At 60.2% G+C, this 13,298-nt stretch carries 12 protein-coding genes; 9 read left to right on the top strand and 3 right to left on the bottom strand.

Annotation, left to right across the window (positions count from 1 at the left end; all coding sequences use genetic code 11):
• Nucleotides 1-50: 50 nt before the first annotated feature.
• Genes glmM through BP737_RS13715 form a run of 3 tightly spaced genes read right to left on the bottom strand, consistent with a single transcriptional unit; the run spans nt 51 to nt 2,688 of the window.
• Nucleotides 51-1,409: a phosphoglucosamine mutase gene (gene glmM / locus BP737_RS13725; protein ID WP_292405777.1), complete on the bottom strand. Its 1,359-nt coding sequence runs from the start codon at nt 1,407-1,409 to the stop codon at nt 51-53.
• Nucleotides 1,410-1,429: 20 nt separating this feature from the next.
• A complete protein-coding gene (gene mobB, locus BP737_RS13720) occupies nt 1,430-2,131 on the bottom strand; it encodes a molybdopterin-guanine dinucleotide biosynthesis protein B (protein ID WP_292405712.1) in 702 nt (233 codons plus the stop codon).
• Nucleotides 2,128-2,688, bottom strand: a complete 561-nt coding sequence (locus BP737_RS13715; protein ID WP_292405715.1) for a DUF5806 family protein — start codon at nt 2,686-2,688, stop codon at nt 2,128-2,130. The genes mobB and BP737_RS13715 overlap by 4 nt, the downstream gene beginning before the upstream one ends.
• A 1,342-nt stretch (nt 2,689-4,030) precedes the next feature.
• Here BP737_RS13715 and xerA point away from each other — a divergent pair.
• From xerA to BP737_RS13670, 9 genes are all read left to right on the top strand, one after another.
• Nucleotides 4,031-4,954 carry a site-specific tyrosine recombinase/integron integrase gene (xerA, locus tag BP737_RS13710; RefSeq protein WP_292405717.1) on the top strand — a complete coding sequence of 308 codons (924 nt, stop codon included), beginning with the start codon at nt 4,031-4,033 and terminating at the stop codon, nt 4,952-4,954.
• 667 nt (nt 4,955-5,621) lie between these two features.
• A complete protein-coding gene (locus BP737_RS13705; protein ID WP_292405720.1) occupies nt 5,622-6,557 on the top strand; it encodes an SDR family oxidoreductase in 936 nt (311 codons plus the stop codon).
• A gap of 131 nt (nt 6,558-6,688) precedes the next feature.
• A complete protein-coding gene (locus BP737_RS13700) occupies nt 6,689-7,141 on the top strand; it encodes a tetratricopeptide repeat protein (protein WP_292405723.1) in 453 nt (150 codons plus the stop codon).
• A gap of 287 nt (nt 7,142-7,428) precedes the next feature.
• Complete coding sequence (locus BP737_RS13695) at nt 7,429-8,781, top strand: mannose-1-phosphate guanylyltransferase/mannose-6-phosphate isomerase (protein WP_292405727.1); 1,353 nt, start codon at nt 7,429-7,431, stop codon at nt 8,779-8,781.
• Nucleotides 8,782-9,211: 430 nt separating this feature from the next.
• Complete coding sequence (locus BP737_RS13690; RefSeq protein ID WP_292405729.1) at nt 9,212-10,219, top strand: PstS family phosphate ABC transporter substrate-binding protein; 1,008 nt, start codon at nt 9,212-9,214, stop codon at nt 10,217-10,219.
• Between the two features lie 5 nt (nt 10,220-10,224).
• Entirely contained in the window at nt 10,225-11,148 is a 924-nt protein-coding gene (pstC, locus tag BP737_RS13685; RefSeq protein WP_292405732.1) for a phosphate ABC transporter permease subunit PstC, read from the top strand.
• Nucleotides 11,141-11,992 carry a phosphate ABC transporter permease PstA gene (pstA, locus tag BP737_RS13680; RefSeq protein ID WP_292405735.1) on the top strand — a complete coding sequence of 284 codons (852 nt, stop codon included), beginning with the start codon at nt 11,141-11,143 and terminating at the stop codon, nt 11,990-11,992. Before pstC ends, pstA begins: the two co-directional genes overlap by 8 nt.
• Nucleotides 11,993-11,996: 4 nt before the next feature.
• On the top strand, nt 11,997-12,896 hold the full coding sequence (locus tag BP737_RS13675; RefSeq protein ID WP_292405738.1) for a phosphate ABC transporter ATP-binding protein: 900 nt from the start codon (nt 11,997-11,999) through the stop codon (nt 12,894-12,896).
• Nucleotides 12,835-13,245: a threonyl-tRNA synthetase editing domain-containing protein gene (locus BP737_RS13670; protein WP_292405741.1), complete on the top strand. Its 411-nt coding sequence runs from the start codon at nt 12,835-12,837 to the stop codon at nt 13,243-13,245. Before BP737_RS13675 ends, BP737_RS13670 begins: the two co-directional genes overlap by 62 nt.
• The last annotated feature ends 53 nt before the right edge of the window (nt 13,246-13,298 follow it).

The following is a 13,298-nucleotide window of genomic DNA, read 5'->3' as shown; positions in this document are numbered from 1 at the left end:
GGAATGATTAATGGGTGGTTGATCCCTCCGGCGGAAAAGACGGCCGGGGGTCATGCCTGTCTGACCACCTGCAGGATCTCCTCATGCACGGCCTCTGCGACGGCCGGGTTCTTTGACTCGATCATGATCCTGATCATTGGTTCCGTGCCCGAAGCCCGCACCAGGGCCCAGACATCGTTCCTGACAATCTTGATCCCGTCGATCTTCTCAATGGTCTCTCCCGGGAACGCTTCCTCGACGGCACGGACCAGCGCGGCCGGGTCCCGGACGTGGTGTTTCTCCTTGATCAGATGGTAGATCGGGAGCCCGTCAAGGATATCCGAGAGTTTCCTGCCGTTATGATCTGCGAGAACCGCTACCATCATGGCGGCGGTCATGCCCCCGTCCCGGCAGAACTGGTGGTCGGGATAGATCAGGCCGCCGTTTCCTTCGCCTCCAAAAGAGACTTTCTTTCCCTCGCCTATCAACTCGATCATCCTTCTTGCGACGTAGATGCTTCCTACGGGCGTGTAATCGACGGTGCATCCGTGCTTTTCCGCAATATCCCGGATCAGCCGGGATGTGGCGACCGTGGTGACGACGATCCCGTTGCCGTTCCTGCCGCAGACGTAGTCCTCGACCAGTCCGAACTCATAGTTCTCTTCTATATAGCGTCCTTTGTTATCAACGAAGACCGCCCGGTCGGCATCGCCGTCGTGCGCCACCCCGAAGTCGGCACCCGTGGCGACGACCATCTCCGAGAGGGGTTGCAGCCCTTCGGGTGTCGGCTCGGGCATCCGGCCCGGGAAGGTACCGTCGAGTCGGGCGTTGATGGTATGGACCCGGCAGCCCAGTCGTGAGAGGATGACCGGGGTGGTGAGCGCCGCCGGGCCGGAACCGGGGTCGACGACGACGGTCAGGCCTTCGCCGATATGCGCTGGAAAGTGCCCCACGATTGCCCGAATATATTCCTCGATCCGCTCGGGTGCGGCGGTCTCCGTGCCGACGCCGTCCCAGGGAGCCGCATCGAATGCTCCGGTGAAGTACCTGTCTTCGAGCCGGAGGGTCTCGTCGTCGGGCATCTCGGTGCCGTCGGCCTCGATGATCTTTACGCCGTTGTACTCCGGGGGGTTGTGGGACGCGGTGATCATCGCGCCGCCGTCGAACCGGTTGCTCTTTATGAGATACTGCAGGGCTGGTGTGGGGAGGATGCCCATGTCCACCACGTCGCACCCGGTCATCAGGAGCCCGGCCTTGAGAGCGTGGGCCAGGGCTTCACCGGACGTCCTCGTGTCCCTGCCGACTGCTATCGTTCCTTTTCTCATCGATCCGAGTGCGGCGCCGATCTTGAGGACCAGGGCCGGCGTCATCTCCTCCCCGACCACGCCCCGCACGCCGTTCGTTCCAAACATCCGCTTTCCGTTTCGCATCTTCATCGCTTTCTCCCGTGTTATGGCAGTTTTCGTTTCAGTCGATCGATGGCGTCGCCGGCGGCGGCCAACGCCTCCCTGTTCTGTTCTGCAAGTATAGCAATATAGATTCTATCTTCTCCGGCATGGAGTCCGCTTTTCTGATGGTGCAACCGTGCGCCGATGATCCCCGGGACCGCTTCCAGGTCTTTCCGAACGCTCGTTGTCGGGAATTCCGGGTATTTTACCGGTCCGCTGAACGTGAGGACAACGCCGCCGTTCAGGGTGCCGCACTCGCGCCGTAGTTCCCGAACCAATCCTTCGGTGGTGTAATAGTCCTCGAACCCGGGAAGTGCGGCGATCACCTCGTCGACCGAAGGGTTCCGGAGCACGACGTTCTCGCTCTGGAGGTCGCCTATCACGATCCGCGGAAACGGCCGGGCTTTGAATCCCTCAAGTACGGCATATTCGATCCCGGCGTTGCAGAGGACCTGCAGGGTGGAGTCGAGGTCGTTTTCACGCCTGATAAAAACCGACTTCTCGTCGTCGACGCCGCTGGATATAGCAGCATCCGATTCATAGTAGGCGGTGGTGTCCTTTCCGGGTTCAAGTTGAAACCCGTGGTGGTGCCCGAGGTGTTTGACCGCTCCGACGGTTCCGTATGCGGAGAGCGCCCGGATCAGGTCCTTCATAAATGTGGTCTTCCCGGCGTTCGAGCGGCCGACGATCTGAATGACCTTCACGGGTTTTCATCCTCCCCGGGGTCTATCGGGTGTTCCTCCTCTCCGCCTTCCTGGCCGGGTCGGGATTTTAATACCACCGACGCGGCCTCGGCAACGCCCCGCATCACCTCGGTGATGCGGTCCTCAATATCGATCTCGTCGTCGAGGTTCAGGCTTGTTCCCTCTACCTCGAGGAGAAACCGGGCGACTTCGCTTGCTTCAAAGAGGATCTCGTCGAGTTCTTCTGCGGTAAAAAAACCGCACATGGCCCCGTAGAAGAATGTGGCTCCCGCCTTCTTCACTTTCTTCTTGAACGAACTCCTTGCCTGGTTGACTGCCTGCGGGGTGTAGGAGTCGAGCATGAATGGGCAGAGCTCGGGGAGGTTCTCGCCGATGAACGTCATCTCCGATCCGCTGGTGGTCTTGAAGTCTGCGCAGAGACGTGCGATTGCCCATTCACGGGCGGTGATGTGGGTGTGTTTGCGCAGAAACTGGTTGACCCGCTGGTAGGTGGCGCCATCCACTTTCTTGAATTTTCGGTACTTGTTCGGGTCTTTCAGGTCGGCAGGATCTTCCATTTTTCATACCCTCTTGTCTGTTTAGATATTTCAATGGTGGTGGTCGGGAGGAGGGCCCGACCGACACGTCCGTTGCGGTCCTCCTGTTGAGTGCGCTTTCGGCTGTGGCGGGTCTGGCTCCTCGGTCCAGATCTTTCTGCGGTTACTCCATCCCCTATTACGTATAGCATCATATGGTTTATATCTGCCTTTTTGATCCTTGGGGTGTGACGGAGAATTGGGTTCTCCTGGGCCGGTCCTGTCCCGTTCGGGGCGTTGTCCGGGGGTATCCGCCCGGCCGGTTCCCGGTCCCCGGGTTGCCCTGTTGGGATCGTCCCGGGATCTGCGACCTTTGTCACCATAATTGGAACTGACGGGGCTTCTGCCATCCGGAGCACAGCGGATACGGCTTTTGCCCGCCGCCGCAGGGGTTTGAAAAAACTGCAATTCTTCGAGAAAGCGACCGGCTGGAGAGTGCGGTCCATCGGAATCGGAACTCGAGAAGACCTTCGGCCTTCGAGACGGAGTGGTGCCACCGGGGGCGATGGGGGTACTCTTCAGCAATTCGGGACAATCTCGCTGATCGGCCAAGATGCTATGTGTTGCAGGGGCTGGCTGGCTGCGACGCTCCCGGGGGCGGGGCATAAGGGGGTCCGTCTATTCTCGCGCTTCCGAAACGGCGAGGATAGCAGGCCATGTGATTAAACCGGGGCCTCTGGATCAGGCGTTCCTCCTGAAATGCGGTCCCTTATTTTGAAAGACGCTTCTTCTATTCTGTCAGGGGGTCTCTTCCGTGGCGGTCTACGGCAAAACGGTTGTCTGGATGGGGGCCGTTGTATCGGGCCTATAGGCCCGGATCGCCGGTTTCATAATGGGAGACATCGATCGAATAGGCGATCGGGGGTTTCAGCGAATCTACGGTGGTTCTTTATATACTGGCGCCGTCTGCAGGTCTCATGGCGATGGCTGTGCTCCGGGGCCGTTCACTTTCTCCCCGCGCGGTGGGGGGTTCATATACTCCAGAGGGAATGTATTCAACAGGGTCTGCTTCCCGACCGCGGGCGGCAACCCCGTTTCCATACCTCCGAACATCACTCCGAACATCATTACCTCCTAAAAATACTTTTTTTCAGGTCCGGGAAAATGGTTTCGTCTCCTCTGGCCCGGGCGTTTTTCTGGAGATTGCTCTGGATGTGTGGGTCTCCGGGTTCGTCCCCGCAGCGTGTCGTTCGGTGTGGGCCCGTGCAATCGCACCGGGCGGTTCTGATCCGGCCCGGCAGGCGTTTTCCCCTGATGCAATTTATTGCGGGGAATAGTGATTTACCGCAATTTTGATATGCTCCTTTATTCCATTCAATATACAATGGAAAATACATTATTTTCTGAATGGATTGATCGCTTCGGTGGTTACCTCCGGATGCGGAATTATTCGCCCCGGACGATCAAGAAATACGGGCAGACCCTCCAACGCTTCGCCCGGTACGTCTGGCTCCGGCAGCATTCCGGTCCGGGCGGGGCTCTGCTCGACGATGCCGCACTTGAGGCCGCCCTGCTGGATGCGGACGTCAATGTCTCTGCGGCCCTTGTCACCGATTTCTTCTCGTGTCTCTCGGAGGGGCGGGATTATAAGCCGAAGACCTTCCATCGGATGATATCGACGCTCTCGTCGTTCTATCGGTATCTCTACGCCCAGGGGGTTGTGGTTGCGAACCCGATGCTCGGGGTGGAACGGCCCCGGATCAAGAATCAGGAACTGAAATACCTCAAGCACAGCCAGGTGATCCGCCTGATCAACTCGATTGAGGGCGAGCGCGACCGGCTGATCGTCCGCCTCATCTACGCCACCGGCGTCCGTGTCTCGGAGTTGTGTGCGATAAATATCGAGGACATCGATTTTGAGGAGCAGACAATACGGGTGAAGGGGAAAGGCGATAAGATCCGGACCGTCTTCGTCGATGAAGAGACTCTCGACGAGGTTAACGGGTTCATCGGCAACAAGATCGAGGGGCCGCTCTTTCTAGGTCAGCAGGGCAACCACCTCTCCCCGCGGACCGTCCAGCACCTTTTCAAGCAATACGCCCCGGCCGGAATTACGCCGCATAAAATCCGGCACTCTTACGCAAGCGAACTCTATCGGCGGTCAAAGAACCTCCGTGTCGTGCAGGAGAACCTGGGGCACTCTTCCATCAAGACGACCGAGATCTACCTGCATACCGACCTCGACGAGCGGAGAAACGTCTACCGGCAGTATTTCCCGCTTGCGAATGAGAAGAAGTCGGGGGAGTAACTGGTGCCAGTAAACCATATGATGCTATATGCCTGCCAGCAAAGGGGCCAGTTGGCCCCGCCTTCCTTCTCGTGTCCGGCAGGGCTTTCGCAAAAACGCCAGGCGAAGCACAGGGCTTGAAGACTCGCTCCGAAGAAAGGTCTCGGAGATGGCAGAGTGACCCCTTATAATTGGTCCATATCCTCCGGGTCAAACCACCAGTGTCCAACATCGAAGGGTTGGGGGTCTCGCGCGACACCTTAACGCGGGGGCTGGCAACACCCGGACACCGAACATCGCACTACACACCTTCGGTGCTCGAGTTATCCGTTCCTGGCGGAACCATCGCACTACCGGCCAGAGAGGGTTGTATCATAGTGCCCGGGGAACCCTGATCAATGCCGACGTCAACGGTGCTCTGAACCATTTGCGACAAGTAGCCAGGGATTCGTCGACCGAAGGGAGCGTGAGCACCGCTAGGTGCGATTCCGTGGTTTCACGGATAATAGGTAGTGGCCGCGTCAACCGGCCGGTGTGAATAAGGACGTCTTTTGAACCGTCAACCTTCGCACGGAGTAAAGTGCAACCCTGTGCCCCGCAAGGGGCTCCCGTTGCAAGCCCCCTCCGATAGGAAGGGGGTGGTTGACTTCGGCAACGCTCAAATCACTGAAACGTCTATTGTTATCCTATGCGGTATGTTGTCACAGGCGGGGCGGGCTTTATCGGGTCCAACCTTGCGGAGCAACTGGCAAGCGACGGTCATGAGGTCGTGATCGTCGACGACCTCTCCACCGGGCGGCGTGAGAATATCAAGGACCTCATCGGTCAATCCCGGGTGACCTTCATCGAGGGGAGCGTCACCGACCTCGACCTGCTCGTCGATGTCTGTCGCGGGGCGAACGGCATCTTCCACCAGGCTGCCGTTGCTTCTGTTCCCCGTTCCGTGGCAAACCCCCGGGAGACGAACGAGGTGAACGTGGCCGGGACCGTGAACGTCCTCTGGGCCGCAAAGGAGTGCGGCGTTTCGGCGGTCGTGGCAGCTTCCACCTCGGCAATCTATGGTAATGACCCGGTCTTCCCCAAGCGCGAGACGATGGCGCCGACACCACTCTCCCCGTATGCGGTCTCAAAACTCGCGGGCGAGTACTATGGGAAGGTCTTCTCCGATCTCTACGGTATCCGGACGGTCTTCCTCCGCTACTTCAACGTCTTCGGCCCCCGGCAGGACCCTGACTCGGAGTATGCAGCGGTGATCCCGAAGTTCATCTCCCGGCTGATCGACGGGAAGCCGCCGATCATCTACGGCGACGGGGAGCAGACACGGGATTTTATCGCCGTCGCGGATGTTGTCCGGGCGAACATTCTTGCGATGGAGAACAGTGCCTCCGGCGTCTTCAACATCGCCGGGGGAAGCAGGATCAGCCTCAACGAACTTGCCGGGAATTTATCGGCGATCACCGGCATACACCTTCAGCCGCTATACGAACCCCCGCGGCCGGGGGATGTACGTGACTCACTCGCCGATATCTCCCGGGCCGGGGAAGCCTTTGGCTTTTCTCCCCGCTACACGCTTGATGAGGGGCTTCGCCGGACTGTGGCGTGGTTTCATAACGGCAGCCCATAGGTCGCTTTCCGGGTCCAGCTGGCTGCCCGGTCACCCTGTCGGCCCCATCCCGCTCCTCCCCGGTCCCGGAGACGATTGCTGCAGTAACTTATATATCAGCTCTTGCAGTATGGGGTGTGAGGTGCCAATGTATGCCCCGATTGGTTACACCAGAGAAACCCCGGAGGAGTGATAATAGCGATGCGTCACGGGCGTACAGCAGTGTCAGCGAAAAGGACCTGCGCGACCCGGCGGACCCGGCGACCCTGAACAACAGGGGCGTCGCTCTCGAACGGCAGGGACGCTACGAGGAGGCGCTGGCCGCGTTCAGTGCGGCGCTCCTCTGCGACAATGATGACATCTATGCCTGGAACAACAGGGCGGTGGTCCTTACCCGGCTCGATCGTCTTCAGGAAGCGGTGCTTGCATGCAGGCGAGCGCTTGCGATCAACCGGTCATGCATCTTCGCCTGGGTTACCTACGGCATGGTGCTTGGCAGGCTCGGGAAGTACCGGGAGGCCGAACAGGTCCTTGCGGTTGCAGAAGACCTCGACCCCCAGGCCCGTGCGCTCTATCCCGGGAATTCAACGATGACCCGGGCTTGAACGGAGACGTTCTTCACGACCCATGGCTTGCTAATCCTTGGATGAGTGGGCCTGGGCCGCGCTCCACGCCCCGGGCTTGTGAAGGGGTGGATATACTATCCGATGCGATAGGAATACAGGCTTCTCCAATGGCTCCGGAAAGCCGGCTGGAACGCCATACCTTCCGATGCAACCACGGTCGTCGCCGGATCGGTTGATATCCCTCCTCTCGAAAAACCCTTACGTTTTTATCTCCGTTGCAATAGAGTATACAAACTAGAGTGCCCTTCCGGCACGGAGTCAATTCCATGAAGACGCTCATTCTTGCAGGCGGGAGCGGCACCCGTCTCTTCCCGCTCTCAAGGGAACACTACCCGAAACAGTTCATCCCCCTGGTCGACGACGAGTCTCTCTTCCAGAAGACGGTGAAGAGGGCGCTCCTCCTCTCTTCTCCACAGGAGATCGCCATCGTCACCAACACGGACCACAAGTTTCTGGTTCGCGACCAGCTCGCCGCCATCGGGTGCGACTGCCGGGTTCTTACGGAACCCGTGGGCAAAAACACCCTGCCGGCGATCTACTACGGCGTCCGTGAGTTCCTCCGGGAGGACGGGTCCGATACCGTCGCGGTGTTACCCTCGGACCACCTGATCAACGCAACCGGTTCGTTTCATGAGGCATTCCTCGGGGCAGAGCGGCTCTCGAAGGACTATCTGGTGGTCTTCGGGGTGCGGCCGACCCTGCCCCACACCGGTTACGGCTACATCCGTCCGGGCGAGACCCTTCCGGGCGGTTCACTCGTGGATGCCTTCGTGGAGAAACCCGACCTCGCGACCGCCGAGAAGTATGTCGCCGACGGTTACCTCTGGAATTCCGGCATGTTCTGCTTCGATGCCGGTCTCTTTCTCTCCGAATGCGAAACATGCGCACCGGAGGTGGCCCGGGCGTTTGAACAGCCTCTCGGAGAGGCATACGCAGCAACCCCTCCTCTCTCCATCGACTACGGAATCATGGAGAAGACCCGGCGGGCGGCGGTCGTGCCGCTTGAAGCCGACTGGAGCGATCTCGGAAATTTCGACGCCCTCTACGTCGCCCTGCCAAAGAACGGGGACGCAAACGCCGTCAGGGGCGAGCATATCGGGATCGACTCCTCCCGGAACCTGATCATCGCCGACCGGCTGGTCGCCACCGTAGGGGTCCACGACCTCGCCATCGTCGAGACGAAAGATGCGATCCTGGTCTCCGCCCGGGACGAGGCGCAACGGGTGGGCGAGATCGCAAAAGCCCTCCGCGAGAAAGGGGACACGCGGGCTCTCTTCCACACGCAGGTCTACCGGCCCTGGGGGTCCTACACGAACCTTGAGGAGGGGCGGTCGTATAAGATCAAGCGGGTCACCGTCCCCCCGAAGCGCCGCCTCTCCCTTCAGATGCACCACCACCGCTCCGAGCACTGGGTGGTCGTCACCGGGTGCGCCGAGGTGACGATTGGGGATGTGACCTCTCTCCTCCGGAACGGCGAGTCCACCTTCGTCCCGGCGGGAACGGTCCACCGGCTCGCGAACCCCGGCCTCCTGCCCCTCGAACTGATCGAGGTGCAGATCGGGGAGTATACCGGTGAGGACGACATCGTCCGGTTCGAGGACGATTTCGATCGGGCGTGAGCGTCGGGCCCCGCCCGCTCCGATATGATCCCGGGGGCGAGAGATCGCTGACGGATTGATCCCTCCTCACCCATATTTTTAAGCCATATCATTGTCGGAAAAGGGATGCGGTCGGGCCGGTCAGCCGGAGACCGGATGTGAACTGCCGCAAGGGTAAACCGGTCTTGTTAATCGGGCCGTTACTCGTTTCAATCCGTAACAATTGTCTGCGGCCTCAAACGTTCTGCATACTATTTCTTCTTGCTGGAGATACGGTCGTTAAAAGGTCGGAATCCGAAAGCGGCAATGATTGCCGAAGGGCTCTGGGATTTATATTCTCCGCATCCACTGATCCTGAGCAGTCCGCCCCAAGCCGCACTATCAGTCTGGTTGGCCGATCAACTTGCTTGGCCGGATTCCCGCGTTTATCACAAAGGATTCGTGAGATATCATGGCATTCAACAAGAACAGCGTTTATGGAATCGCCGCGGTGATCGTCGTCGCCATCGTAGTCATCGCTATCGGCCTCGCATCTTCCGGAGGGGAGGCCCCCGTACCCGTTCCGCCGGCCGGCGGCGATGCTACCGCTACCCCCACAAATCAGGTGAGCGGCACGATAACCATCTCCGGCGCCTTCGCGCTCTACCCGCTTGCCGTAGTATGGGCGGATGAGTACAAGAGCACTCACCCGAACGTGAAGATCGAGATCTCGGCCGGAGGCGCCGGGAAAGGAATGTCCGATACCCTCGGCAACCTCGTCGATATCGGCATGGTCTCGCGCGCTATCGCCGACGTCGAGCTCGAGAAAGGCGCCTATCCCATTCCCGTAACCAAGGACGCCGTTGTTCCGGTCATCAATGCAAAGAATCCGGCCGCACAGGAGATCCTGAAGAAGGGCATCAACCAGAGCACCTGGCAGGGGATCTACATCGACCAGACCGTCACCACCTGGGGCGAAGTCGCTGGAAAGCCAGAGATCGCGGATAAGATCCATCTCTTCACCCGCAGCGACTCTTCAGGGGCCGCCGATGTCTGGGCGCTTTACGCCGGCGGCAAGGGGCAGGCGAACCTGAAGGGTATCGGCGTCGCCAGTGACCCGGGCCTCCTTGCGGAAGTGCAGAAGGACCCGCTCGGCGTCGGGTTCAACAACATCAACTACGCCTACGATACAAAGACCGGTCTGCCGGTCGCGGGGGTCATCGTTCCTCCCTTCGTGCTCGATGACGGCACCGTTCTCGACCTGAGCACGAAACAAAAAGCGGTGGACGCGATCAAGGCCCAGACCTTCCCGCACCCGCCGGCCCGGGTCGAGTACTTTGTGACGAACGGCAAACCCACCGGAGTAACCGCCGACTTCATCAGGTGGTCCCTCACGGACGGCCAGAAGTTCGTCGATGCCAACGGGTATGTCGAACTCCCGGCCGACGCAATCGCAGAATCGCTTGAGAAGGTAGGATAAGCAGGATGCCCGCGCGGAAGGTGATCGACCGCATCACCGGCAACGTCATGGCGGTAGCCGCAATCGGCTCCGCCTCCTTGCTTATCGTCGTAGCTGGGGCTCTCTCCGTGCGTTCCGCACCGTTCCTCCTGACCGTCCCGGTCACCGATATCTTTCTCGGCAGCACGTGGATGCCGGACGAGGGGCACTTCGGGCTTCTCGTCCCCATCGTCGGCACTCTGCTCGTGACGGCGATTGCGATGGCGGTCGCAGTTCCGCTCTCTATCCTCTCTGCGATCTACCTCGCGGAGTACGCAACCGAGCGGGTGCGGGCAAAGGTCCTCCCGCTCATCGACCTGCTTGCAGGCATACCGCCGGTCATTTTCGGCGTCGTCGGCGTCCTCGTCGTTGTGCCCGCGGTTGCTTCCCTCGCGGCGACCCTCGGGCCGCTCGGGATACCGTTCTTCGGCACGACCGATTACAACACCGGCTTCTCCGTGCTCGCGGGCGGCATCGTCCTTGCCACCATGGTCTTCCCGATCATCATCTCCATTTCGGAACAGGTCCTCCGGGCGGTCCCGGCCGAGATCCGGGAGGCATCGCTCGGGCTGGGGGCGACGAGGTGGCAGACCATCAAGCATGTCGGGCTGCGCATGGCGTTCCCGGGGATGGGCGCGGCAATCATCCTCGGGTTTGCCCGGGCGTTCGGCGAGACGATGGCCGTCCTGATGGTCGTCGGGAACGTAGCGACGATCCCCTCCTCGGTCTTCGATCCTGCATACCCGCTCCCCGCCCTCATTGCGAACAACTACGGCGAGATGATGTCTATCCCGCTCTACGACTCGGCGCTCCTGTTTGCGGCGCTCCTCCTGATGCTCGTGGTGCTGGCCTTCACCGTGCTCGCCCGCCTGATCCTCGTCAGGATCGAGAGGGGGATGGCGCATGGATAGGGTTACCGAGGAGCGGGCTATGAAGGGGCTGATGATCGCGGCCCTCACGATCGTCGTCGGCAGCCTGATCGCTATTATCGGCGTCGTCGTCTGGAAAGGGCTTCCTTCGCTCTCGATCGAGATGCTCACGGAGACTCCCCGGGGAGGGTACTACACGTCGACCGGGGGCGGCGGGATCCTGAACGCGATCGTGGGATCGCTCTATCTCGCCTTCGGCAGTACGCTTATCGCCCTCGTCATAAGCGTTCCCGCAGCGTTTGCGCTGCAGGACGAGTATCTCGGGAGGACCCGATATGCCGGGCGCCTCCGGCTCGCGCTCGACGTCCTCTGGGGAACCCCGTCCATCGTCTACGGGGCGTTCGGGTTCATCGTGATGCTCTACCTCGGCATACGGGCGTCTCTGCTCGGCGGGATCATCGTCCTCACCCTTCTCCAGATCCCGATCATGATCCGTGCGATGGAGGAGGTGATCCGGATGGTGCCCCGGGAGATCAAGGAGGCTTCCGCCGTTCTCGGGGCGACCCGCTGGGAGACAACAACGAGGGTCGTGGTCCATCAGGTCGCCCCGGGGATCATAACTGCGGTCCTCCTCGCCTTCGGGAGGGGGATCGGGGACGCTGCTTCGGTCCTCTTCACCGCCGGGTATACCGACAGCCTGCCGGGCTCGCTCTTCGAGCCGGTCGCGTCGCTGCCGCTCGCGGTCTTCTTCCAGCTCGGTATGCCGTACCCGGAGGTGCAGGCCCGGGCGTACACGGCGGCACTGATCCTGCTCGTGATCGTCCTCCTCCTCAGCCTTGCCTCCCGTGCACTCGCGAAACGATTCAGGAAAAACATTCTGAGGTGATATCATGACACACGATGCAACTGCAGCAGTCAACCCGATACGGATAAAAGATGTGAGCGGGTTTTACGGGCCGTCCCGGGTCCTCGATTCCATCAATCTCGAGATCCCCCGGAACCGGATCACCGCAATCATCGGGCCGAGCGGATGCGGTAAAAGCACGCTCCTGAAGTGCTTCAACCGGTTGATCGACCTCGTCGAAGGGGCGTCCTACTCCGGGCAGATCATCGTCGACGGTGTCGACGTGCTCGGTAAAGACGCGGACGTTCTTGAGATCCGCAGGAAGATAGGGCTCATCGCACAGAAACCGACGCCTCTTCCGCTCTCGATCTTCGATAATGTGGCCTACGGGCCGAGGATCTACGGCCAGAAAGACCGAGCCGAACTTGAAAAGATCGTCCGGCATTATCTCGAGGTTGCGGGCCTGTGGGAGGAGGTGAAGGACCGGCTCAAAACACCGGCAATCAACCTCTCCATCGGCCAGCAGCAGCGCCTCTGCCTCGCCCGGGGGATCGCGGTCGATCCCGAGATCCTGCTCTGCGACGAGCCGACCTCGGCCCTTGACCCGGTGTCTTCGCAGCACTTCGAGGAGCAGCTGAAACTCTTGAAGGAGAAGTACACTATCGTCATCGTTACGCACAACATCCACCAGGCGATGCGCCTTGCCGATTACGTGGCATACATCTACCTCGGGGAACTCATCGAGAGCGGCCCGGCGGCTGAAGTCTTTGAAAACCCTAAGGACGAGAGGACAAAGGCGTATATCAAAGGCGTTTTTCTTAACGACCTCCCCCCGGAGGCGGGGGAGCGTTCCGGCTCAAATCCGGAGGATTTCGGTGGACGTGATGAAGATCCTGATGTTCAACACGGAAGAATTCTGGTACCGGGTCTATCGGAAGGCGATTGAGTCGGCGGAAGTGGAGAACGGGGAGGAGGTGGTGAAGGATGCGCTCGTGATCTTTGTCAACGTGGAGCAGGAGGATGAGGGACGGTTGGAGACGGTGGTGCGGAAGGCCGCCGACAATATCGCATGGCTTGCCAGAAAGACCGGCCGAACCGCGATCGTCCTGCACTCCTTTGCGCACCTCTCGGAGAGCAAGGCGGACGTTGAATTCTCCCGCGATCTCTTCGTTCGGCTCCGGGACCGGCTCGCTGCAAAAGGGTATACGGTGACGGCAACGCCTTTCGGGTGTCTCAACGAGTTCAGGATCCACGTGCTCGGCGATTCGCTTGCGAAGGTGTGGAAATCCGTCTGAAGATCCGGTTCTGGTATGTTCCCAAATCTCGAGATGATCCCGAAACACCTCAG

It is taken from the genome of Methanoculleus sp. UBA291 (assembly GCF_002499755.1).
GTDB lineage: Archaea > Halobacteriota > Methanomicrobia > Methanomicrobiales > Methanoculleaceae > Methanoculleus > Methanoculleus palmolei.
This window is presented reverse-complemented; position numbering and strand designations above follow the sequence as displayed.